Origin of the sequence: Shewanella khirikhana (assembly GCF_003957745.1) — a bacterium.
In the GTDB taxonomy this organism is placed as follows: domain Bacteria; phylum Pseudomonadota; class Gammaproteobacteria; order Enterobacterales; family Shewanellaceae; genus Shewanella; species Shewanella khirikhana.
The window spans coordinates 874,017-898,732 of the sequence record NZ_CP020373.1 but is presented as its reverse complement, the minus strand read 5'-3'; the positions used below and the strand labels follow the sequence as shown (position 1 = coordinate 898,732).

General features: G+C 56.7%; 18 protein-coding genes. 6 read left to right on the top strand and 12 right to left on the bottom strand.

Annotation, left to right across the window (positions count from 1 at the left end; genetic code table 11):
• Positions 1-199: 199 nt before the first annotated feature.
• The 4 genes from STH12_RS03805 to STH12_RS21410 are packed head-to-tail and all read left to right on the top strand — an operon-like array spanning position 200 to position 2,375.
• The gene (locus STH12_RS03805; RefSeq protein WP_126166328.1) at positions 200-772 is read left to right on the top strand and encodes a hypothetical protein; all 573 of its coding nucleotides are present in this window, start codon (positions 200-202) and stop codon (positions 770-772) included.
• On the top strand, positions 769-1,356 hold the full coding sequence (locus STH12_RS03800) for a uracil-DNA glycosylase family protein (protein ID WP_126166327.1): 588 nt from the start codon (positions 769-771) through the stop codon (positions 1,354-1,356). The genes STH12_RS03805 and STH12_RS03800 overlap by 4 nt, the downstream gene beginning before the upstream one ends.
• Before the next feature lie 59 nt (positions 1,357-1,415).
• Positions 1,416-2,210 carry a GGDEF domain-containing protein gene (locus tag STH12_RS03795; protein ID WP_126166326.1) on the top strand — a complete coding sequence of 265 codons (795 nt, stop codon included), beginning with the start codon at positions 1,416-1,418 and terminating at the stop codon, positions 2,208-2,210.
• Between the two features lie 3 nt (positions 2,211-2,213).
• Positions 2,214-2,375 carry a hypothetical protein gene (locus STH12_RS21410; RefSeq protein WP_164551138.1) on the top strand — a complete coding sequence of 54 codons (162 nt, stop codon included), beginning with the start codon at positions 2,214-2,216 and terminating at the stop codon, positions 2,373-2,375.
• A gap of 60 nt (positions 2,376-2,435) precedes the next feature.
• Here the strand turns inward: STH12_RS21410 and STH12_RS03790 are convergent, their stop codons facing one another.
• On the bottom strand, positions 2,436-3,896 hold the full coding sequence (locus tag STH12_RS03790; protein ID WP_126166325.1) for a M4 family metallopeptidase: 1,461 nt from the start codon (positions 3,894-3,896) through the stop codon (positions 2,436-2,438).
• Between the two features lie 379 nt (positions 3,897-4,275).
• Between STH12_RS03790 and panP the strand changes: the two genes are divergently transcribed.
• Entirely contained in the window at positions 4,276-5,922 is a 1,647-nt protein-coding gene (panP, locus tag STH12_RS03785) for a pyridoxal-dependent aspartate 1-decarboxylase PanP (protein WP_126166324.1), read from the top strand.
• Positions 5,923-6,088: 166 nt separating this feature from the next.
• On the opposite strand, the gene STH12_RS03780 is transcribed toward panP, so the two are convergent.
• The 7 genes from STH12_RS03780 to agaR form a co-directional block, all read right to left on the bottom strand.
• Positions 6,089-7,384: a sugar MFS transporter gene (locus STH12_RS03780; protein ID WP_126169408.1), complete on the bottom strand. Its 1,296-nt coding sequence runs from the start codon at positions 7,382-7,384 to the stop codon at positions 6,089-6,091.
• Between the two features lie 135 nt (positions 7,385-7,519).
• Positions 7,520-8,893, bottom strand: a complete 1,374-nt coding sequence (gene nagA / locus STH12_RS03775) for an N-acetylglucosamine-6-phosphate deacetylase (protein ID WP_237158739.1) — start codon at positions 8,891-8,893, stop codon at positions 7,520-7,522.
• Entirely contained in the window at positions 8,890-9,981 is a 1,092-nt protein-coding gene (locus STH12_RS03770) for an ROK family protein (protein ID WP_126166323.1), read from the bottom strand. Before STH12_RS03770 ends, nagA begins: the two co-directional genes overlap by 4 nt.
• 2 nt (positions 9,982-9,983) lie before the next feature.
• On the bottom strand, positions 9,984-11,189 hold the full coding sequence (locus STH12_RS03765; protein WP_126166322.1) for an SIS domain-containing protein: 1,206 nt from the start codon (positions 11,187-11,189) through the stop codon (positions 9,984-9,986).
• Positions 11,190-11,195: 6 nt separating this feature from the next.
• Positions 11,196-12,464, bottom strand: coding sequence for a class II D-tagatose-bisphosphate aldolase, non-catalytic subunit (locus tag STH12_RS03760; protein ID WP_126166321.1), 1,269 nt, complete (start codon positions 12,462-12,464; stop codon positions 11,196-11,198).
• A 4-nt stretch (positions 12,465-12,468) separates the two neighbouring features.
• On the bottom strand, positions 12,469-13,836 hold the full coding sequence (locus STH12_RS03755; protein ID WP_126166320.1) for a Gfo/Idh/MocA family protein: 1,368 nt from the start codon (positions 13,834-13,836) through the stop codon (positions 12,469-12,471).
• Positions 13,837-13,854: 18 nt separating this feature from the next.
• Entirely contained in the window at positions 13,855-14,649 is a 795-nt protein-coding gene (gene agaR / locus STH12_RS03750; protein WP_237158738.1) for a transcriptional repressor AgaR, read from the bottom strand.
• Between the two features lie 313 nt (positions 14,650-14,962).
• On the opposite strand from agaR, the gene STH12_RS03745 reads away from it, so the two are divergent.
• The gene (locus STH12_RS03745; protein WP_126166319.1) at positions 14,963-17,806 is read left to right on the top strand and encodes a TonB-dependent receptor; all 2,844 of its coding nucleotides are present in this window, start codon (positions 14,963-14,965) and stop codon (positions 17,804-17,806) included.
• Positions 17,807-17,856: 50 nt separating this feature from the next.
• Here the strand turns inward: STH12_RS03745 and STH12_RS03740 are convergent, their stop codons facing one another.
• From STH12_RS03740 to STH12_RS03725, 4 genes are all read right to left on the bottom strand, one after another.
• The gene (locus STH12_RS03740) at positions 17,857-18,597 is read right to left on the bottom strand and encodes a helix-turn-helix transcriptional regulator (protein ID WP_126166318.1); all 741 of its coding nucleotides are present in this window, start codon (positions 18,595-18,597) and stop codon (positions 17,857-17,859) included.
• A gap of 69 nt (positions 18,598-18,666) precedes the next feature.
• Positions 18,667-19,050 carry a VOC family protein gene (locus STH12_RS03735; protein ID WP_126166317.1) on the bottom strand — a complete coding sequence of 128 codons (384 nt, stop codon included), beginning with the start codon at positions 19,048-19,050 and terminating at the stop codon, positions 18,667-18,669.
• Positions 19,051-19,194: 144 nt separating this feature from the next.
• Positions 19,195-20,952, bottom strand: coding sequence for a phospho-sugar mutase (locus STH12_RS03730; RefSeq protein WP_126169405.1), 1,758 nt, complete (start codon positions 20,950-20,952; stop codon positions 19,195-19,197).
• A gap of 199 nt (positions 20,953-21,151) precedes the next feature.
• The gene (locus STH12_RS03725; RefSeq protein ID WP_126166316.1) at positions 21,152-24,712 is read right to left on the bottom strand and encodes an ABC transporter permease/M1 family aminopeptidase; all 3,561 of its coding nucleotides are present in this window, start codon (positions 24,710-24,712) and stop codon (positions 21,152-21,154) included.
• Positions 24,713-24,716: the final 4 nt, after the last annotated feature.

Genomic DNA, 24,716 nt, shown 5'->3' with positions numbered 1-24,716 from the left:
GCCGGCCCTGAGCCGGCGTCCTTTCATCTGGTTTCACACTTACCTTGTGAATTTTGGGCAGAGGATCTGCCCCTTTTTTTGCCCTTTTGGCGCCAAAGCGTGAGAAGCGCCGAAAAGCTGTTATAAATCCGACTTTTCCCATTGCAACGGCTATCACTTTAGGAGAAGGTAATCCAAACCCTCTTCTGCGTATTCTCTGATGACGTCCAAGCTTATGAACTCCAAGCTGTTACCCGGTTTTCTCCTGCTGCTGACTCCCCTGCCTGCACTGGCCTTTGACCCCTCCGGCTCCATTGCCACCCTGGCATTGCTGCTTGGACTTGGCGGCTTTACTGTGCTGAACCTCATCAGCCAACTGAGTTTCTTTGCCTCGGGTTTTTACCGCTCCGCCCGCTTTGCCCGCCATCACGTGCTGCTGTCGTTGTTGCCCGTGTTGCTCGGCGCCCTGGTAGTGGTAATGGACCACAAAGGCGCCGCCGATGTGCTGATGAATGTAGGCCTGTTACTGGTTGCCATGGCCTTTGCCCTGCTGCCTCACCTCTTTGCCGAAAAAGCGGTGACCAGCCGCCCCTGGATAAGTGCCGTCACAGCGCTGCTGTTTTTGGCCCTGGGCTGCTTTATCGGCCCGGTTACCGCCTTTGCAATCCTGGTTGCCCATGTGGCCTGGTTTAAACAGGAAACCCTCGGCAAGTATCTGTGCGTGCTGGTTCTGTGCCTGGGCTATCCGCTGCTTGGTTATTATCTGTATCAGCTGCTGGGCAAACTGGCGTGAGCGAGCTTACGCCGCTGCTTGAAGACATCCGCCGCTGCACCCTGTGCAGTGGTTTACCCCTGGGGCCCAAGCCCATTTTGCAGGCCGGCAGCAAGGCCAGGATCCTGATTGCCGGACAAGCGCCCGGCGCCAAAACCCACGAAAAAGGCCGCCCCTTCGATGATGTAAGTGGTGATAGGCTTCGTCAGTGGCTCGGCGTCGATAAAGCGCGCTTTTACGATGCCAATCAGTTTGCCATTGTCCCCATGGGATTTTGCTTCCCGGGCACAGTCATAAAACAGGGGCGCCGTCAGGGCGATTTGCCACCGCGCGCTGAATGCGCGCCCGCCTGGCGGGACAAACTGCTGGCAGCCCTACCCAATATCGAACTGACGCTGGTTCTTGGCCGTTATGCGCTGGATTGGCACCTGCCCGAACATCAGGGGCTGACCGAAGAAGTGGCCCTGTGGCAACGTCACTGGCCCGAGCTGATGGTATTGCCCCATCCAAGCCCCCGTAATGCCTTGTGGCTTAAGAAGAATCCGCACTTTGAGACCACACAGTTGCCGGTGCTTAAACAGCGCATCAGCGCAATACTGGGCTGAGTTGCAGCGCTGAGTCGTCTACACTGAAAGTTCGGGGAGATTTACATCGGAGGGTTGCGATGCAGTCCTACGGCTACCATTCATTTCGCGAAATCGAAGTGGATGAAATCGACTGGCAACGTTGGCAGCGGCTGGTCAACACTGTGGCAGATATGTTTAAGGCACCTGCCGCCTTTATCAATCAAGCCAACACCAAGGGCATTGAGGTATTGATAGCCTCTGAGCTACCCACCACCCTGTACGCGCCGGGTGAAGCTTCGCCTATCAACTCCAACGTCTACTGTCATTATGTGGTGCAGCACAACGAGCACCTGTATGTACCCGACGCCAGCCGGGACCCGCGCTGGCTGGATAACCCCGAGTACCTCGAGGACAACTATATTTCCTACCTTGGCATGCCTATAAACTGGCCCGATGGCAACACCTTCGGCACCCTGTGCGTACTGTCGGACATCACCACCGATTATCCGGGAACCTATCTTAAGGTGCTGGAAGTGATCCGCGACGTTATCAATGCCGATCTGGCCCATATTTACCGCGAGAGCCAGCTGCTGACCGAAACCTACGTCGACCCCCTCACCCGCATTTACAATCGCCGTGGTTTTGAAGAAATGTTCACCCAAAATCAGCAACTGGCCAAACGGCTGGGGCGACAGATGGTGCTCCTAAGTTTCGATTTGGATAAGTTCAAGCCCATTAACGACAGCCTGGGTCACGACACCGGCGACAAGGTATTGCAATATTTCGCCCAGAGCTTGAAACACAGCTGTCGCAGCTGCGATCTGGTGGCTCGCTGGGGCGGCGATGAGTTTCTGGTACTGGCCCATTCGGAAACCGATCAGCTGGAAGACTAACTGTTGCTGCGCCTCGATACCGCCCTGAAAGACGCCAAGAATTTGCCCTGTATCGAATACTCGGTAGGAATTCTTAAAATCGACAGCGGTCAGGAGCAGAGCCTGGAGCGCCACCTGCCCAATGTGGATGCGCGCATGTATCATCACAAACGCTCAAAATCCTGAATGACCTGCACAAAAAAGCCCGGCCAAGCCGGGCTTTTTGATGTTACGTAACCGCCATGATTACTGGCAGCTTACACCTACAGACGAGAAGGCAGCAGTCACGTCAGCAACTGAGTAGCCATAGTCAGAGGCCGCGGCTTCAACGCCACAGGCACCCTGGTTGTAAGTGCTGGTAGCAGACCAGTAGGCCTGGTTAGCCAGTACGAACACGTCGAAGGCTTTCTGGGTGTTCCAGCCATTCTTCTTGGCCAGCAGGTAGAAGGCCTTGTTGTACACGCCTGAAGAGTAGTGCACGTCCATGCCGTTGGTGTAGTCAGAAGCGTGACCGATAGAGCGGCCATCCTTGGTTGGGTCATCCATGTAACGCAGGGCGCCATTGCCCTTGAAGATGTCATAACCCACCATCCAGTCGTTGCTGCCGCGCATGTAGTACTCGGCTGCTTCACCGGCCATATCGGAGAAGGCTTCGTTCATGCCGCCAGACTGGGCTGAATATTCCAGACCTGAGTTCTGCTCGGTGAAGCCGTGGCTCACTTCGTGGGCAGATACGTCCAGGCTTACCAGCGGATAGAAGTAGCTGGCACCGTCACCAAACGACATGGCGCGGCCGTCCCAGAAGGCGTTTTCGTAGTTGCGACCGTAGTGAACACGCATTTCCAGCTGGAAGGTCAGCGGCGCAGTGTTGTACCAGTCTTTGTACATGTTGAAGATCACGCCACCGAAGTAGTGGGCATCGTTCAGCGGTGAGTAAGCACCGTTGATGGCACGGTAGGTGTTTTCAGGGCAAGTGAACGAGTAAACAGTGCCGCGACGGGTGCTGTTGGCCATGTCGACGGTTTTCACGTTGGCATTGTTCATGGTGCACACGCCGTTGGCTTCTTCTACCTTCAGCGGACCGAAGTCACTGCCGAAGTAGTACTGGCCAATCTTGGCGTTACCGCCAGGACCTGTGGCATCGAACGCAGTACCTGGAGTGGTGCCACCGCCGTTACCTGGCTTGCCGGCGCCGTTTTTGGCGGTCATCAGCTCGTTCCAGTGACGGATAACGTCACCGCTCATGGCATCAACCAGACCAGCTGGACGGGAGATGCTGTTGTTGCCTTCGCTCAGGTAAGACACGCGATAAGCCAGACGAGGGGCATCGCCTTCGGCCAGAACAACCAGCTCAACATCCTTATGGCCAGACGCGGCAGAACCGGCATATACCTTGTTCAGCGCAGCAATGGCCTGACCGCGGGTCAGGGCTGGCTCAACGTTGAAACCTTCGTCAATGGCAGCAGCCTTGCCGAAGATATCACCGCTTGAAGAAACAACCAGGTGGTGGCCGTAAACCTTCACACCTTTGAACATTTGCTGCTGTTTTACTTTCTGATGACCAGCGGCAGTCGCGAACGACTTACCGGCGGCGAAGCTGTGCCCTTTGGCCAGCCCCATAGAGTCTGCAAGAGAAGCCTCACCAGCATGCAGTGCGCCGGATACACACAGGGCCAAAGTTGCTGGAATTAAGGTATATGCTTTCATGTGCTGTTCCTTTTATAGTTGTTTTGTCCGAAACTCGCGCCTCGGTTGGCACAAACTGTCACAACCGAAGTGTTAGCTCAAGGGTATTTGTAAAGCTTTTGTAAACTCTTTCGAAATACACTGTAACAATATAGTTACATAATGCTACAAATCAACGATTTTATTCGCCTTTTGGCCAATTAGCCTTTGAATAAGATTTTACAGTATGCAATTCATTAACCCTTGATTGGCTGAGCTTTAATATCAGCAGCAGCGCAGAAAGCCCCTCACCCTTGATGAAGCGTGAACCTTGCAGTAAAGTGACCTCCCTTTTGCCGTCTGCAGCCTGGGTTGCAGGCGAGTCAGCCAGCCCGCTGGTGTAACACCCAAGATTATCGCCATGACAGACAAACACAGTCGCCGTGCCACGGCCTCAGAAGACAACCTGATGCGGATTTTTACCGTGCCTGAAGCGGCAGATTCGACCCTGGGTCGCATCGAGCAGCAGCTGTCGGTGGATTTGGCGGGCTTTCTGCAGGGCAGCATTGCCGCCCTCGAGCAGCCACTGGCACAGATTGAGCAGCATTTCGATGCGGTGGAAATCCCTCGTCAGCCTCGCTTTGTGTCCGACTATGTGGACGACATCATGGCGCATCTGGTGGCTCAGTCGGTCCACACGGCGGCGCCCTCCTTTATTGGCCACATGACCTCGGCACTGCCGTACTTTTTGCTGCCGCTGTCAAAGCTGATGGTGGGGCTGAATCAGAACCTGGTAAAAATCGAGACTTCCAAGGCCTTTACACCAATGGAGCGCCAGGTGCTGGGGATGATGCATCACCTCACCTTCGGCGAAAGTCATGACTTCTACAGCCAACATCTGCACAGTGCCAGCCACTCCCTGGGCGCCTTTTGCTCAGGCGGCACAGTTGCCAATATCACAGCGCTGTGGATAGCCAGAAACCAACTGCTCAAAGCCGATGGCGCATTTCGCGGCGTAACCCGCGAGGGGCTTAACAAGGCGCTTAAACACTACGGCTGGGACGATTTGGCGATTCTGGTGTCAGAGCGCGGCCACTACTCTCTCGGTAAAGCAGCCGACTTGCTCGGTATTGGCCGTGACAACATCGTCAGCGTGGCCGTGGATGAGCACAATAAGGTGGATGTGGGCGCCATGCGTGACGCCGCAGAGGCGCTTCAGGCCCGCAACATTCGGGTAATGGCGATTGTTGGCGTGGCGGGCACCACAGAAACCGGCAACGTTGACCCACTGACCGAGCTTGCAACGCTCGCCGCCGAGCTGAATTGTCACTTCCATGTGGATGCAGCCTGGGGCGGCGCGACCCTGCTCAGTGAAAAATACCGCCATCTGCTCAAAGGGATTGAACTTGCCAACTCAGTGACCATAGATGCGCACAAGCAAATGTACGTGCCCATGGGCGCTGGCATGGTGCTGTTTAAAGACCCGACCCTCGCGTCTGCCATTGAGCATCACGCCGAATACATTTTGCGTCAGGGCTCCAAAGACTTGGGCAGCCAGACCCTCGAAGGCTCCCGCCCCGGCATGGCGATGCTGGTGCATGCCTGTTTGCAAATCATCGGCCGCGAAGGCTACGAGATTTTGATTAATGGTTCACTCGAAAAGGCCCGCGCCTTTGCCCGTCTGATAGAGGCCGAGGCGGATTTTGAGCTTATCAGCGAGCCAGAGCTTTGCCTGCTCACCTACCGCCATGTGCCCGAATTTGCCCGTGAAGCGCTCAATGACGCCCTAGCCAAAGGCGACAGCGCCAAGCTTGATGCCATCAACGGCGAGCTTGATGCCCTCACCCGCGCCATTCAAAAAAGCCAGCGCGAGCAGGGCCGCTCCTTTGTTTCCCGCACCCGTATCGCCCCGAAAATCTACGGCGCCGACAAGCGCACCGTGTTCAGGGTGGTGCTGGCAAACCCGCTGACCACAGAGCAAATCCTCAAAGAGGTGCTGGCCGAGCAGCGCGCTATCGCCGCGAGCGAAACCGAGATCCTCAGCGCCCTCAAAGTCGTTTGCGATTGAGGCCAAAGCGTGCGCTGAAGAAAAAAGCCGCACACAGGCGATAAGCGACGCTTCGCAAACTCTGATATATAAAAAAAAGGCCGGTTTCCCCTGGGATAACCGGCCTTTTATTTTGGAAAGTTTGTACAGCTAAACGCCTTGCAGGTAAGCCGCCTTACTCGAGAACTCAGCCAAACCAGCTTTTCAGTCTGTGACCTATCAGGGCGTAGAACAGAATGACCGAATAGCAGGGCAAGAGGATGCCATAAGCCCCCTGATGACCTATGCCGCTCTCGACCAAGGCGCCGTACAGCAGCGGCAACAAGGCGCCGCCGGCAATCCCCATAATCAGCAGCGCCGAGGCGCTGGCGGTGAGCCTGCCAAGGCCATCAAGGGCCAGCGGCCACACCGCAGGCCACACCAGCGCATTGGCAAAGCCAAGCAGCGCAAGGTAAAGCACAGGGTCGGGAATAGCCGGGATCCCAAGAGGAACTAACAGCAAGCCTGAGAGCATCATGCTGGATTCATCGGCGAAGATAATCCCAAAACTGAGCCCAATACCGCACAGCGCCGAAAACGCCAGCGCGGTCTTTTGGCTCATCAGCCTAGGAATAGTGGCAATGCCGAGCAGGTAGCCAAGCACCATAAAGGCCATGGTGTAGGAGGTCAGCACACCGAAGTTATCCAGTCCCAGATGGCGGCCATAAAGACCAATGCTGTCACCGGCAATCACTTCGACGCCTACATACAAAAACAGCGTCAACGCCCCGAGAATGACCTTGGGATGGGCACCCAGCTCCCGCCAGTGCACCTTCTGAGCCGCACGGCTCTCACTGTCACTGGAAGCCCCCTGCCCCAAGTCGGGTTCAGGCAGTGGCGATAAACGCACATAAAAAATCAGCGCTATCAGCACGCCCGCCATGGCCAGATAAGGGGTAACCAGTCGGGCAGACAGTGCCTGCAGAGCCTCCTGCCTGGCGCCTTCATCCAGGGCCGCCAGCGCATCAGCGCTGTATGCGTCCATGCCAGTCAACACCCAGGCGGTAAACAGCAGTGGCACCAGGATCCCCGCACCCTTGTTCACAATCCCCATGCAGCTGATGCGCATAGCGGCACTTTCCCGTGGGCCTATCACCACAATGTAGGGGTTGGCGGCGGTTTGCAGTATGGTCAGGCCGGTGCCAAGCACAAACAGCGCCAGCAAAAACATACCAAAGGTGTGGCTGAAGGCCGCCGGAATAAACAAGAGTGCGCCGAGCGCCATCACCCCAAGACCGATTTGCAGCCCGGCGCGATAGCCGTAACGCTCAAGGAGCCCCGACATGGGCAGCGCCATTACAAAATAGGCGATGTAAAATACAAAGGTCACCATATATGCCTGCAATTCGTTGAGTTCACAGGCGATTTTTAGAAAGGGGATCAGGGCGCCATTGAGCCAGGTGACAAAGCCGAACACAAAAAACAAAATACCAATCAACACCATAGGCAAAAAGGTCGATGTTGGTGAAGCTGAGTTCACCCCGGCTTTCGCTGCACTATTTTCAGCAATGCTTGTTTCTGAAACGCTTGTTTTCATTATTATTCTCCGTTGAGTTTCATTTGTGCCGACAGGGTAAAGCTAGATCCCCTGGGCGACATCGGCACCCGGTTCAGCGCCCGCTACCAGACTGCCACCCTGCCAGCGATGCAACTGATGTAAACCGCTATCCAGCGCCAGCAGGTCGGCCCTCGCGCCAAGGCTTATATGGCCCCGGTCACTGAGGCCAAGGAACGCCGCAGGCGAACTGCTTGCCATCGCGAGGGCATCGGCAACGCCAATCCCCAGCGTTTGCACGGCATAACGCAGCGCCCCTGTCATGGTCAGTACCGAGCCGGCCAGAGAGCCCGCCTCATCTTTAAGCGCCATACCATGGCGGCGCACCTTGCCGCCAAAGAAATCGAATTCGGTATCCTCAGTGCCTGCCGGGCCCATGGCATCGGTCACCAGCATCAGTCGCCGCCCCAACTGACGAAATGCCAGCTGGGCGCTTGCCGGATGTAGATGCTCGCCATCAAAGATAATGCCTGCATAAACGGTATCATGCAGCAAGGCAGCGCCCACCATGCCGGGCTCACGCCCTGCAATACCAGACATGCCATTGAAAAGATGAGTAAAACCACTGGCCCCGGCAGCAATTGCCGCTGAGGCTTTGGCAAAGCTCGCGTTGGAGTGCCCAAGACTGACCAGAATACCGGCCTCAACCAGACGGCGAATATCCACAGCGTCCACCCGTTCAGGGGCCAGGGTCACCAGACAGCAGCCAAGCTCGTCTTTGGCTTTGAGGTACAGATTGAACTCATCTTCACCCAGGGCTCTTAACTTCACTTCGCTGTGGCAGCCCCGTTTATCACTGCCCAGATGCGGCCCTTCGAAATGAATGCCTACCAGCATCCAGTTGCCCTGATCTCTGGCATCAATCACCGCTTGCAGCGCGTCGGCCATCGGGCCAATATCATCACTGATAACCGTTGGCAGCAGCGCGCCGCTGCCGAAACGGCCATGGGTACCGGTCATGGTTGCAAGTGCCGCGACGGTCGGCTGCTGATTAAACAGCACCCCGCCGCCGCCATTGACCTGGGTATCAATCAGCGCAGGTGTCAGGGTTCCTGCAAAGGAATAACAGGGCGTCACCGGGTCTGAGCCTGAGCCAGAGTCTGAGCCAGGGCCTGAGCCAGAGTCTGAGCCAGAGTCTGAACCAGAGCCTGAACCAGGGCCTGAACCAGGGCCTGAACCAGGGCCTGAACCAGAGTCTGATACAGGCGCGGTCTGCTCTATGGCCTGAATAACACCCGCGCCTATGCCTATCCAGGGGCTGATGACTGGCGCCATCTCCTTACCGATAAAGGCACTGGCAGGGTTTAGCCAATATTCGATAGTGCCCTTGGCAAGGGCATCGCTGAGTGCATATTCGGGCAGATTGTGGGGCGCATTTTCAGTCGCGTTTGCACTCATGAGGCCCTACCCCGCAGCAAAGTCGGCTCGACGTTGTTATCTTCATGCTCAGGGCTGTTGACAGTTGGCTCAGGGCTGTTGGCAGTTGGCTCAGGGCTGCACGCCGACAGGTCCTGCCCCATTTTCAGCTCGCGGCCAAACATCAGCTCTCGGCCAAGGAGCGCCGCGCCTCTCACCCCACTGACAGCACCAAACTCAGCCACCTTAAACTCAGGTAAAGACACCCCATTGAAAAGATGCCTTGCGGTAGCCTCGGGAATTGCGGCCATGATTTCAGGCACCTCCGAAAGGCCGCCGCCAAAGACGATGCAATCGGGATCCATGCTGAGAATTTGCCCGGCGAGTACACTGCCAAGGGCGTCCACGTAGGCATCAAAGGCTTGCACCGCGGGCATCTGCCCCAAACGGTAAGCATCGAGCCACTGATAAGTGTCGGCGGCGCCGCCAAAGTGCCGATAAAGCCTGCCAAGGCCGGTGCCGGATACATAGGTCTCGGCGCAGCCTTTAAGGCCGCAGCCGCAATCAAACAGCGGCAGCTGATGGCGCATCACCACAGATGCGGCGAGCCCCAGATGACCAAACTCTCCGGCCAGGCACTGGGCGCCCAGGATAAGCTTGCCGTCGATACAGATCCCGCCGCCAAGGCCGGTGCCGAGGATCACCCCAAGAATTCGCTGATGCCCTCTTCCGGCGCCAAGCATGGCTTCGGACAGGGTAAAGCAGCGACAATCGTTGCCAATGGCCACAGGTCTGCCAAGACGGCGCGCCAGATCGTCAGCCACAAAGCGTCCATTCAGGCAGGGCACGTTGCTTGAGAGCACCCGGCCGTCGGCCTGAATAACCCCCGGCAGAGCAATGCCGACACTGCCAAGGCACAGCATGGTGTTGCCCTTTGCAGCGTCATGGTCATTGCCGGGACGCTTTGCCGCCAGCATATCGGCTCTGGCAACCTGCTCACACACGGTTGCGAGAAAAGCCTCATAGTCATTTACCGGCGTTGCCGTTTGCCACTGCTCGATGCAGCCAAGGCTGGCATCAAATACTGCCGGGGCGATTTTGGTGCCGCCGATGTCCAATCCGTAATGCATAATCAGTCCCCTGCAAGCGGCTTTCGATAGAGGGACAGCGGATGCAAAGTCACCCCCTGAACGACCCGGTTCACCTGTCCACCGGGACAGGGATTATCCGGGCTGATGCCAAGTTGCAGTGCCTTGAAGTAGGCCAAAAGTTGACAATACAGGATAAAGGGCAAGGTAAGCCAGACTTCATCGAGCCGCGCCTCACCGTCACTGCAAAAGTCTTCCTCTTTTAACAGTTGCACCCGGGCGCAGGCACCGTCACGGATAAGCTCATCGGCCATGTCCTCATCGAAAGCACGGGCGTAGGGCTCTGAGGAAGCCAGCAGCACCACGGCCGTATCCACATCCACCAGCGATTTGGGGCCGTGGCGAAAGCCAAGGGGGCTCTCAAACACCCCCATCACCTTACCGGCGCTAAGCTCCAGTAACTTAAGCGCCGCCTCCCGGGCCACACCTTTTAGCGGGCCTGCACCAAGGTACACCCAGCGCGACAGATCCAGGGACGCCAGCTGATACAGCTTATCGAGATGCCCCTCGACAATGCCCTCAGCCATGGCAGCAGCACGGGTAAGAGAACCGTTCTTTTCGCTGCCGCTATCGGTAAATAACAATAAGGTAGCCAAATACATGCAGCTGAAACTGCTGGTCATGGCGAAGCTTTTATCGTGACTGCCCGCAGGCATCAGCCACAGGCAGGCATGTTCAGCCTGAGCGCGGCCATAATCGGCCATTTGACCGTTGGGGTTACAGGTCAGCAGCAGATGAAAACACTCAGGCACAAGCGCATCACACACAGCGATGGCACCCATGGACTCGGGACTGTTGCCGGAGCGGCCGTAGGACACCAGCAAGGTAGGACTGCCGCTGCGAAGATACAGGTGCGGATGGGACACCAGATCCGTAGTCGCCACCGCCTCCACACTCTGGCTTGCCAGCGGCAGGTGCCTTGCAAGCGTTGCCGCCAGCGCCTCGCCGATGTAGGCCGATGTTCCGGCGCCCACCAGCAAAATCCGCAAATTCTCTTTTGCCAGCAGCGGCGAAATAAACCCATCCAGCCGCGACTTCTCACTCAGAAATTGCTGGCACAGAGTGCGCCAAAGCGCGGGCTGCTGGCAGATCTCTTTGGCGGTGTGCTCAGCGCCCCTGGGTGGGCTAAAAAGTGCACTCTGGGCAAATTCCGGACAGATCCTGGTCTTTGATAAGTCGTTAACTTGCATGAAAATCTATCCTTTTTTTGTGCTCAGGCAGCAGGCGTTGGCGTAAGGCTCAAGCACCTGAGTAATATGGTCGAGCACCAGCTCGAGGGCGATGGCGGGCAGTTGTCCGCGCAGCACCTTGGGGTATTGCAGTGGCAGGTATTGGCTGATGAGGGGCAGCGGTATCGGCTTACTCAGGTTTTGCAGCAGCTTGTCTATGGCAAGACTCAGCTCTGGCCAGTAATAGCGGATCCGGTCGCTGTAGCTGAACCCCAGTTGCCATTCCCGTTCATGGGGGTCGGTGTAAAACGAGCGCCAAAAGCCTGGGTCTGACAGCATTTTGTCTTCGCACAGCGCCCGCAGCCCAGCGCGCTCGCACACAGGCACCAAAAGCGCCTCGATATGGTCGAGGGCAAACAGAGCCTCGCGCAGGGCGAAGGTCAGTGCCGGTCCCACCTTGAGAATGGCAAAGTGGTCTGCCACCAGCGCCGGGTAATGCTCAGGCAGCTGATAATCGGTGGAATGGGCCTCATACACCAGATTGGGCTGGCTACGGATAAAACGGCGCTGGCACTCAAGCAAGCTTGAATCGTACTGATGCACATCGCTGTGGCCAAATTCAACGCCGGGCTGCACCACCAGCGCAATCACCCGCTGCCAAACTGATTCATCCAAGCCCGCTGCCAAAAACGCCTGCTGATGGGCACTGACCGTGGTTTCTATGGCAGGCACCGGGGTCACTTCCAGCGCATGCAGGCTGGCAACACCGCCGGGCGGCGGCACTTCGGTGCCAACCACATAGGAAATCGCACGGCCGTTGGCGGCATCTTCGGCCACCTTACAAAGCCTCGCCGCCCGCCTGGCAATAAGGGCATCGCCAAGTGGCTCCTGCTCGCCATGGCAGGCCATGCTGGTATCGAGATGAATTTTCTCAAAACCTGCCTCCACGAAGGAGCGCACCAGGGCTTCGGCCTCGGCCATGGCAGCTTCGGGCGGCAGGTGTTTCCAGGCCACCGGGCCCAGATGATCGCCGCCGAACACCAGCTGCTCTCTCGCCAGTCCTTCGGTATCGGCAAGGCCGTAGACAAAGGCGATAAAATCCTTTGCCGTCATACCAGTGTAACCGCCGTGCTGGTTTACCTGATTGGCGGTGGCTTCTATCAGCAGCGGCGAGCCGCTTTGGGCGGCATGGCGCAGCGCCGCTCGCAGCACCAACACCTGGGCAGAGCAGACGGCAAAAATGCCCTTCTGCTCGCCGCGTTTGTTGGCGTTAATAATGGATTTGAGCACCGACATGGGCTTACCCCACAATGCCAAGTGGCTTGGCGGTTTGCCACACGCCACGGGTAAAGTCGGGGAAATCCTTCGAATTGCCACGGTCAGCCACCGACTGGGCCGACAAGGGCTGCACCGCGGACCAGGCGGCGCCGTCATACACGTCCTGATCCAAGGGCTCGCCGTTTCGCAGGCAATAGATCATTCGCCAGCACATCAAAAAGTCCATGCCGCCGTGGCCGCCGTTCTGCTCGGCTTCCCGGCCCATACGCAGCCACAGCGGGTGATCGTATTTTTCATACCAGTAGGCCATATCTTCATCCCAATGGTGGAAGCTGTCGCGGCCGCCATTTTCCAGCGCGATGCGATTGGGGAAACCGGCAAACACCCCATTGGTGCCCTGAATGAGATTGTGACGACTGTATGGGCGCGGCGTGGTGGTGTCGTGCTGCACCATGATGGTTCGGCCTTTGACGGTTTTGATAAGGCTGGTGTTCATATCGCCGCTGATATAATTGAGCTGATTGCGCGGGTGATCGGCCGGAAACTCGCGCTTGGCATAGGCGGCGCGGCCAAGGGCGGGAGAACTCATGGAACTGAGGTAATCAAAACGATCGCCGCGGTTGATATTCATATACTGGGATACAGGGCCAAGGCCATGGGTCGGGTACAGGTTGCCGTTAATTTTGGCATGGTACGCAGTACGCCAGGAGCCGGTTTTACGGTCCATTTCCTTCATCTGCCAACGCAGCTCGTGGATGTAGGCGGCTTCGCCATGGAGCAAGTCACCAAACACGCCCTGACGCACCATGTTCAGCACCATCAGCTCGTCACGGCCGTAGCAGACGTTTTCCATCATCATGCAGTTGCGCTGGGTCAGCTCTGAAGTATCCACCAGATCCCACAGCTCTTCGATGGTCAGGCCCATGGGCACTTCCACAAAAGCGTGCTTACCGGCCAGCATGGCTTCTTTGGCCATGGGGTGGTGCCACTCCCAGGGCGTGCAAATCACCACTATGTCCACATCTTCCCGGGACAAGAGCTCGCGGTAGGCATGTTTGCCCTGCTGATAGAACGCAGGCAGGCCCTGACCGTAATCGGCCATGATTTTCTCAGCCCTGGCAATCACCAAAGGGTCGATATCGCAGATAGCGGTAATGCGCGCGCCGTCGATATTGTTAAAGTGATGGATAAAACCCACACCGCGCTCGCCCACGCCAATCAGGCCCACACGCACTTCGTCCATCTTTGGCACCACCAGGCCCATCACCGATTTACCGGCGGCCTTGGGTGTTGCCACTGCGCCTTCTTTGGCAGCACATCCTGCCAGTGCCGCTGCCGCCACCGACGCCATAGAGGCCTTTAAAAATCCACGCCTGTCCAAACCCGCCATTGCTTCTCCCCTTACTCGCTATTGATTGCGTTCAATCAGGTGCAACTGCACCCCCTGTTGTTCCAGGGCCTGGGCGTAGCGCTCCGGGATCCCTGTATCTGTGATAAGCCGGTCGATTCGCATCAGTGGGCAAATCACATGGAAGGCCTGCCGGTCAAACTTGGATGAGTCGGTCACCACGATAACTTCGCTGGCTATCTCCACCATCATCCGGTTAAGGCAGGCTTCTTTTTCAAAATGGGTGGTCAAACCGGCCTTGAGGTCGAATCCGTCCACACCCAAAATAAGCTTGTTAAAGTTGTAATCTGTAAGGCTTTTCTCAGCCGCGCTGCCATAAAACGACAGCGATTTTTTCCGCAGAAGACCACCGGTGAGCATCACCTCCACCGACTCCGACTTGGACAGCACAGTGGCAATGTTGAGGCCATTGGTCATCACTATCAGGTCGTCGTGCTGCATCAGGTGGTGGGCCACCTGCTCGGTGGTGGTACCTGAGTCCAACAACAGCCGATCACCGTTTTGCACATATTCAGCGGCGGCGGCCCCCAGCGCCCGTTTCAGGGTCGAGAAGCAACTGCCTTTTTCCTTCAATGACAACTCGCGGCTCAGCTCTGAGTTCACAATGGCGCCACCCCGTGAGCGCACCAGCAGCTGCTTTTGATCCAGGGTCGCCAGATCGGAGCGAATGGTGACTTCCGAGACGCCGAACTTCAGCGCCAGTTCACTGACCGTGACCTTGCCCAGCTGCTGGGTGAGGCGAACTATTTCCTGCTGTCTTTCTATGGTGTTGAGCACATTCATCGCGTTATTCATCCCCCGGTTGAAAGGCTTCAATGTAGCACAGGCAAATGACTTTCAATAGGTTTCGATTTCATAAACCGACAACAAAAAACACTCACTTCCAATACTTTTCAGCCATTTAGGCAGCAACACCTTTCAAACCACGACTTTCGTTACAAACCAATATGCCCAACTTCGAAAGAAAATAAAAGCTATTTTACAAATTTTTGTTGATCTGAACAGATTTTTAACATTATATGTAAGCGTTCGAAAGCAATTAAGCCAATCACAAGCTTTCGAAGTTGACGAGCAATAACCACAAATGCATGTACACGGAGGGGAGAAGATGGCTAAGTTACACACTCAGGTTGCCAGCCTGGCGCTGGCAATCAGTACGGCACTCTGGGCTACACCGGGGATGGCTGCCGACACAGACAAGGTGGACGAAAAACAACAGGCGAGCAGTCAACAAACTGAACAGGCATCCGAAGACGTTGAACGTATTCAGGTGTATGGCATTCGCTCCAGCATCAAGGAGTCGATGTTCCTTAAACAGAATGCCACCAGCGTGGTCGATCTGGTGGTGGCAGACGACATCGGCAAGTTCCCCGATGAAAACCTGGCCGAAGCACTGCAGCGGATTCCCGGCATCACCATCACCCGCAACGGCGGTGAAGGTCAGAACATTCTGGTACGTGGCCTGGGTTCGGGTTACAACGTGACCACCCTCAATGGTCGCAAGCTGGCATCGGAATACGCCGGTCGTGACTTCAACTTCGACACCATCGCCTCTGAGCTGGTGAATGTACTGGCGGTGTACAAGTCGCCCGAAGCACGCCTGACCGAAGGCGGCATCGGCGCCATCGTCGATATTCAAACCCGCAAGCCACTGGATTTGAACGGCTTTACCCTACAGGCATCGGCCAAGGGCATTCATGAATCCCGCACCGGAGATATACATCCGCACGCCTCTTTTATCATTGGCGATCAGAATGATGACGGCACCTTCGGCGCCCTGCTCTCTGCGGTGTACTCGAAAAAGACCCTGCGGGCCGATACCTATTCTGCCGCGGGCTTCTTTGATGAAGACGAAGGCTGGGGCGCCGACAGCGCCGGTGTCCCTGTGGATACCAACAGCAACGGCTTGATTGATGAAGGCGAAATCTACGCCTCAAAAATCCCCAGCTACATGTACTTTGCCAACGCCCAGGACGTGCGTGAGCGTATTGGCTCTACCCTGGCTGTGCAGTGGCAGCCAGCCGATAACCTCACCCTGGGGATCGATGGCCTGTACTCACGCTACAACACAGATGGTCACCGCTATCAGATTGGGTTTGTAAACTATGACGAGTCCTGGACGCCGGGCACGCCATTGTTTACCGATGCGGAATTTGACGACTCAGGCCGGGTCATCAAGATGAAGCAAAGCGGCGAAAACACCATGGTGGAGCTGCTGAATATCTCCGAGCCCCGTCAGACCGACACCTGGCAGGTTGGCTTTAATGCCGACTGGAACCCCAGCGAAAACTGGGAAGTGATTGCGGATTTGGCGCTGTCTGAGGCCAACAATAAAAATGCCGGTGACAACCGCTTTATTGTGGCCCGCGGCTTCGTTGACAGCATCGGCATCGACTACAGCAAAGGCAATATTCTGCCGGATGTGGAAATTAGCCCTGCGCTGACCGCCGACCAGACCTACGGTGCCCACTACAGCCTCAACAGTGGTACCGGGGTCAAAGACAAAATAACCGACTTCAAGCTGGAAAGCGTATACCTGCCCGATGATGGCATCATCAGCAAGGTGCATTTCGGTATGAACTATGTAAAACAGACCAAGAGCCAGGAAGCGTACCGCTCGAAAAACCCCAGCCAATTCAGCCGCGGCGGCTATTATCTGACCCGCGATGGCTACACCTTTGCGCCGGGGCAAGTGTTCAATCAGGGCGAATTTGAGCTGTTCCGCATTCCCGAGTCTGTATTTGTTGCCCCCAACTTCGATAATTTCCTTGAAGGGGAAGACAGTGTCTCGCCGGATCCCTGGCCAAGCTTTGACTATGATGCGCTGCTGGAATACTTCCGCTCCATCAATGCCGACGCCGCCAATGCCAGCATCGTCGCCAGTCAGCGACAACAGGACAGCTATGAAGTATCCGAAGCCGTCACCTCCGGCTTTGTGCAGTTGACCCTGGAAGATGAGCTGTGGGAGCTGCCCTACATGCTGAACCTCGGCGTACGAGCCAGCCACACCGAAGTCACCTCCGAGGGTTTTGGTTATGACTTATCCAAGGTGGTGCTGGACAGCGAAGGCCAGCCGGTGAATAACGATTGGCAGGCGGTGGTGCCTACCGAGTATGAAGGCAGCTACAACAATATTTTGCCAAGCCTCAACTTCCGTTTAAATCTGCAGGATGACTTGCTGCTGCGTGTCTCCGCCGCCAAGACCCTGAGCCGCCCTTCCCTGTATGCCCTGCGTACCTGGGCCGCACCGAACTTCACCGTACGTGAACAGGGTCTGCCAACCCTGAGCCGCGGCAACCCGTCGGTAAGCCCAGAGGAAGCCTATCAGGGTGATATCACTCTCGAATGGTACTACGGCGACAGCAGCTCCCTGAACGGTGGTGTTTTTATTAAAGACATTCAGTCATTTATCGAAAACACCAAGACGGCAGCCAACGTCGATGGCATCGATTATCTGGTCAGCCAGCCAGGTTCGGGTGAGTACGGCGCCAAGATAACCGGTTATGAGCTGGCCTGGCAGCACTCGTTCGACAGCCTGCTGCCGGAGCCTTTCAACGGTCTGGGTCTGCAGCTGAACTACACCTATGTGGACAGTGAATACGACGATCCCGAGCGCAAGGCAAAAAACCTGCCGTTCGCCGGCATGTCTGAAAACTCCTACAACGCGGTGGTGTACTACGAGCAGTATGGTATTCAGGGACGTTTGGCGTACAACTGGCGCAGCAAGTTCCTCGCCAATCCCGAAGATTGGGGCGGCCCATCCTGGATTGATGCTTATGGCCAGCTGGACGCGAGCCTGAGTTACGATCTGCTGGAAAATCTGACGGTATTTGCCGAGGCGTCCAACCTCACCAACAACCGCTACTCAGGTTATGTGAAGCGGGAAGATCAGGTGAACTATCTGGAACGCTTCGGCACCCAGATTGCCCTGGGTATTCGCGGCAGTTTCTAAGATGCGCATCCATAGGCGGCTTCGGCCGCCCTTTCACTGAAATGGTAAGGTCAAGTCTCAGTGACCCGCCCGTCAGGCTCACAAGGCGCTGCGGCGCGGGCTTTTTCATATTCACGGCTAGCTTCGTCCATGCGGGCGATAAAGTCCTCCAGCTCCTTGCCGGGGCTGCGGGCAAAACGCTGGTCTTCTTCAATGAGTGCCAGAATACGATCGGCGCGAAAACTGCGAAAATCATCCCGAAGTTCACACCAGCCCAATAAGGTCCAGGTACCACGCCAGAAGTAAATCGCCAGTGGCCGCAGGCGCCGCTCGGTCACCGCGTCTTTGGCATCCTTGTAATTAATCCGGCAATAGCGCCGCTCCCTGGCGGCAATCCGCAGCGGATCCAGAAACTGAAATTCGGCCTCATCCAGATAAAAGTCCGGCGAGAACATCAGTGACTGCATCTCTCTTAGCCGCTCCGGCAGTACGGCCTCCACCTTGATAAGCGCCTGGGCCGCGGCCTGCCCGAGGGCTTTGCCGCCCCAGGTCTGTACCATGCGAATCCCCACCTGAATGGCTTCCAGCTCGGCCTCGGTAAACATCAGCGGCGGCACACTCACTTCCTGACGCAAAAGGTAGCCAACACCGGCCTCCCCTTCGATGGGGATCCCCGACAGGCACAGGTCCTGAATATCGCGGTAGATGGTGCGGGATGACACCTGCAGCCGCTCGGCCAGCTGCGCCGCCGTGGTCAGGCGCCGGTGGCGAAGGATTTGAACGATTTGAAACAGTCTGTCTGCGCGGCGCATAGGGTTTCCATGCAAAGGCCGGTGCGTCAATGCGCCCGGCCTGTCTGGTTAGAAATCAGTTTGTCAGCATCACAGCGCCGGGCTCCACAGCCCTACTGTGTTGCCTTCGCTGTCGACAAACAGCGCTATGTAGCCACACTCACCGCCCTTGATGCCCATGGGTGGCATAGCAATTTTCACTTGGTTTTGCTCCAGTTTGCCCACCAGAGGCCCCAGATTGTCGGCCAGATGCAGATACAGGCAGGCGCCGCCGTTGCCGGGTTTGAACTCAGGGTGCTTCATCAGGCCGATGGTGGCGGCCTTTTCATCGCTGCATTCGAGGATGGCGTATTCCACTTCATCCATGTCTTCGCGGCGGAAACTCACGCCAAACTGTGCTTGATAAAAAGCGATGGCGCGGGCCATGTCACTGACAGCGATTTCGCCCCACACCAGAGGTTGAGTTGCTTGCATATCCTTATCTCCTTATTGAATTAAGCTTTTCTATCAATGTGTTGAAGTAAGTATTACTTCTTGCTTCATCGATGTATTCAGCTTAATCCCCCCCTGCTGACAACATGGTGTCAGCAGGGTTTGTCAGGAGTAAAAATAATGCACTCAGCGTGGCAGGCTGGCCTGATGTCCATCCACCAGCGCACTCATCAGCCTATCGCCGACGGCCTGGGCGTCTGCCATGGCCATTTGAGCCGTCATCGGCATCACCAGCTCGTAGTAACACTTGATTTTGGGCTCGGTGCCAGACGGGCGCACAATCACCCGGGCTGTGGTGCCGGGCGCTGAGCCAGACTCACCCAGATGATAAATCAGCACATCACTGGATGGCAGCGAGATGGACTCGCTGCGGCCATCGGCAAAGCTGTGGCTGAGGGTTTTAAAATCCTCCACCGACAGCACCTGCCGCCCATCTATGCTCGCTGGCGGCGTTTGACGCAGCGCAGCACCGATATCCGGGGTATCGGCGCCAAGGGCAATGCTCACCTGACGGTTTACATACAGTCCGTGGCGGCGATACAGCGCCTCCAGCGCATCCCATACACTTTTGCCCTGTGCCTTAAGCTCGGCGGCAACCCTGGCAAAACACAGCTGGGCTGTGATGCCGTCTTTGTCCCAGACAAGGTCGCCCACTGTGTAGCCCAGAGCCTCTTCATAGGCGAACAGAAACGGCTTTTGCGGACTGGCCAGCTGCTGGGCGGTATTCATCAGCCATTTGAAGCCGGTGAGCGTGGTGTAGCTTTCGGCCTTGTGATAGCGGGCAATGGCATGCAGCAGCGCCGATGAGACTATGGTGTTCCCCACCAGCGGCACAGTTGCGGCCTGCCAGCGGCCAAGCAAATAGTCCACAAACAGAGCGCCCACCTGATCGCCGGTCAACATCCGATAACTGCCATCGGCTTTACGGGCCGCCACCGCAAAGCGGTCGGCATCCGGGTCGTTGGCACAGGCAAGTTCGGCATCGTGGGCGGCCGCTTCGGCCATCACCATGTCCATGGCGCCGGGTTCTTCCGGGTTGGGGAAGTTTACTGTGGGAAAGTCGCCATCGGGCTCACGCTGGGCCGCCACGCTGAACACCTTGCCAAAGCCCGCATCCTTAAGCACCCGCTCGGCCATGGGCGCACCCACGCCGTGCATGGCGGTATAGGCCAGCGAAAGTTGGCTGCTGGCGGACGTTGCAGCCGTGGCAGCCGTCAGCAGCGGCGAGTGCAGCACGGCACGGCGGTAATGTTCAAAAAAGTCATCCTGCAGGAAAGACAGCAGGCCCTTTTTCACCGCATCGGATTCACCAAGCCAGGGCAACTCAGTATTGGCCGCCATCTCGATGCGGGCGGCAATGCCGCTGTCATGGGGCGGAATAATTTGCGCACCGTTTTCCCAGTACACCTTATAGCCATTGTATTTGGGTGGATTGTGGCTTGCGGTGACCACTATGCCGGCGGCAGCTTCAAAGTGCTTTACCCCAAAGGCCACCAGCGGCGTAGGCGCCACATGGCTTGTGAGGCGTACCTTGAATCCCAGGCCACACAGCACGCTGGCGGCATCGTGGGCAAAGGTTTTGGAGTCGTGACGGCCATCGAAGCCAATCACCACGCCGCGACGTTTGGCGTCTTTGACCTGAGCGCTGAGATACTCACCGAGACCCGCGCTGGTTTCGCGCACCAGCAGCCGGTTCATGCCCATGGGGCCGGGGCCGACGATGCCGCGAATACCGGCGGTGCCAAAGGCGAGCCTGCCGGAAAAAGCCTGACTCAACGCGGTTTCATCGCCGGCATCGAGCAGACGCTCAAGTTCGCTGCGGCTGACAGGGTCAGGGTCTCGGGTAATCCAGTGTTTTACTCTGAGTGCAAGCTGGGTATCCATATGTTCTCCAATCCATTTCTGCAGCAGGCCAACCCACAATGGCAGGGCCTTGAGGCTTGCTTGTGCTGCGACACCAATCTCCCCCACCATAGGCGAGCCGGCCACGCCACTCAAGCAAATTTGCACTTCCACTCATGGCTCAGGCAATAAAAAAGCGGCCCGCTAAAACGGGCCGCTTGGGTCGAATGACTATCAGGCGTTACAGCTTGAAGATGTTGTCCTTGCTGTCACGGTCGACCAGCTTCACGAAGGGGTCAACCCCAACGAAGGCAGGCTTCTTGTCCAGTTCAAACGACAGCTGGTTCTCACCGCTCTTGAGCGGATGCTTCTCCAGCAGCAGTACATCCTTTTCATCGGTCAGGGTGTCGGGATCGGCCGCAAAGAGGCCAATATCGACCCGCTCGCTGATCTCCACCTGCTGCTCTTTACCCTCGTTGTTGGCGGTCAGCTTTCCGGCGTGAATGGTCAAATCCACCCGTACCTTGCCGCTATCGAGTTCGGTCAGCTTCACATCCTCAAGACGCAGGTCGTAGAGGGTGATGTCGTTGAAGGAGCTGTCCACAAAGGCCTGCTGCTCGTCGCTCAGCCCCTGCTTGATGTAACTCACCAGATCCAGGGTGGTCGGGAAAGGATCGGTGCGGTAGCGGAAACGCTCGGCAAAGGCCGCCAGATTGGCGTTAAGCGCCTCTTCACCCACCACATCCTTGATGGCCATCATCACCACAGAGCCCTTCTGATAGTGAATGTACTGCTGATTCTCACTGCGAAGCAGTGGCATCTCGCCAATACGCTCGGCGCCGCGACCACGCAGGTAACGGTCCAGCTCGTAGCGCAGGAACTTACGCAGCATATGGGCGCCGTACTTCTTCTCCATCAGCATCAGTGCCGCATACTGAGACAGTGACTCGGAAATCACCGCACTGCCCTGCACATCGGCCGCGCCTACCTGATGGCCCCACCACTGGTGCGCCACTTCGTGGGCGGTCACGTAGTACACGGGGTCAATCTTCTCCGGATCGCGCAGGTCGGTGATAAAACCGATGCGCTCGGAGTAAGGCACTGTATTGGCAAAGCTCTGGGCAAAGGTGCGATAGCCCGGGTATTCCATGATCCGCATCTGACGATGCTGATAAGGACCGAAGGCTTCACCGAAGTAATCGATGGAGTCACGCACCGATTCCATCATACGGTCGATGTTCCACGGGTGATCCGGGTGGTAGTAAACCTCGATGTTAATGCCCTGATACTCTTCCTTTTTCACCGCATAACGGCCAGACACAATGGAGAAGAAGTTCACCATGGGGCTGTCCATCTTGTAGTGGAAGTAGTTGCGGCCATTCTCCTGCCACGACTTGGTGAGGTAACCGGGCACAATCGCAGTTTGATCGCCTGCGGTAGACACTGTGGCCTCAAAGTCGATAAAGGTGCCCTGGGGGCCAAAGAAGTTCTGCTGATGGAACCGCTCATCCTCAAGCTTATGAGCACGGTCTTTTGGCGCCAGACCACGCTTTTCCCGCTCGTGGCGGTCAAGCAGCTCGGCTTCGTTCTGATAACCAAATACCGGCAACAGCGAGAGATTGTCGATAAAGGTGCCGTTTTCCACCACAGCCCAGTCGTGATTGGTTTCGGCGATGCCATTGGTGTCGCGGATAAGCGAAATCTCACCACTCACCTCGGCGCCTGGTGCTACCGGGGTGGCGAAGCTGAGCCAGCCCACCGGCATATCCGGGTCGATATCACCAAAACTCGCGCCTGGGATATCAAACTTGATAGTGGCAGGGTCGGTGTGATTAGGCAGGCTCACCAGCATACGGGAGACAGGCTCCGCCGAACGGTTTTGCCAGCGCATGGCAACCCTGGCTTCGATGCGTCTGTATTCGGGGAAGATGTTGAACTCCCCTTTTACTGATACAGGCGACAGCTCGGGCAAGGCGTCGTACTGCTTATACCGCTTTTCGTACTCGGCCAGCTGATCCTGCTGCGCCTCAGGCGTCATGTACTGATTCACCACTGTGGTCTGGTAGAAGAGGTAACTCCCCATTCCCAGAAATACCAGCACCGAACAAGCAGCCAACGCTTTACCGCCACCGCCGAGCTGATACCCCAGCAGCTTAAAGCGTGCCTTGAGGCCCACTTCCGGACCACGGCGATACAGACCAAAGGCCGCCAAAAACAGCAGCACAGTAAAGGCGCCCCAGTAAATCATGTACAGGCTGTGGCTCTTAAGGCCCCAACCAAAGCCGTTCATATCCGAGTAAGGAATGGTTGGCGAGGCGGCAAAGTTATTCAAACTGTGGCCAAAACCCCAGGTCGCCAGCACCAGGCTGACAATGTAATAGCCCACGAACAGGCCCATACCGGCATACTTGTTCGGTGCCAACACCTGCAGGAAGAACGCCAGCACCGCCGACATCATTAACGGCAGCAGAATGATAAAGCCCAGGCTGATGGCGTAATGGCCAAGCTCCAGGTTCATTTGTCCCTTAATCAGCTGGAAGCAAATGGTGGTCAGCATGGCGAACAGGTACAAAAGCACCATCACCAGACTTAAGGCCACAAATTTGGAGCCGAGGAACACCTTGTTGGATACCGGCATGGCATCGATGATGTCGCCCATGCCTGTGCTGCGCTCACGCCAGACGATTTCGCCGCAGTAGTAAACCTGCACTATGACCATCAGCAAACCGGTGGAGCCCACAATCAGGGTTACCATATCCTGGGTCAGCGGCCAGTTACTGGTGCCGTACCACTGCAAGTCGCCCGCAATCATGGGGCCAAGCAGATTGAAGATACTGAGCGCACCAAGGATGTAAAACGGTGCGGTAAACAGCACCTGTTTTACTTCAAAGCCCACCCGGGTCCAGAACTGCTTGCTGCCATTCACCTGGGGACGGCGCACCAGCTCAGCCAACGCCGGCATCACAGGCACCTTGTAGGTGCCGGTTTTCTTGGCTTCGGTTTTACGGGTCAGACTGGGCTGACGATGCAGGCCACTCAAGGCCAGAATAGCCATGGAAATACCCAACCACAGCAGGCGGTTTTGCAGCATCAGGCCTTCAAGACCCATGCTGATGGTGTTCTTCTCTTCGATGGTCCAATAACGCGCCACCTGGGCGTAGGTACGCAGACCAAAGGGGTCCAGCAGCGCGGCGATTTCACGGTACTGTGGCTGGCTGGCAAGCTGACCGGCCAAGCCATACAGCACAAACAGCGCCACGGCGGTGAGATACAGCGCCATCATGGAGCGGAACTTCTGCGCCATGGCGTAAAACAGCGCCGATAACAACAGCAACGTTGGTGCCACCAGCAAAATCAATGGCTTGATATAAAACCACAGCGAGATATCACCAAAGCGACTGGCATCCACCCAGGGCATCAGCGAGCCAAGCAAATGGCCCAGCGGCGCCAGGGTAAACAAAGTCAGCACCACCAGATAACTGCCCGCAAATCGGCCCAGCTGGTATTGCAGCGGCGACAGGGGTTTAACGTAAATCAGCTCTTCCATCATCGACTGCTGATTACGCACCGCGGTGCTGCCGACAAAGTTCACCACCGCAAACATGGCAATAATGCCGGTAATAAGCAGTGTCTGACCAATGGCAAAGGGGCTGTTTTTCAGGACTTCACCGCCACTGCCAATCTGCACTGAGTCAGAGCCGGTCGCGAAAAAGCACACCATAAACAGCAAAAGGCCGACCACATAAAAGGACGGCTGGCGCAGGTAATAGCGCCACTCGAATGAGAGTGTCTGTAGAAACATACTG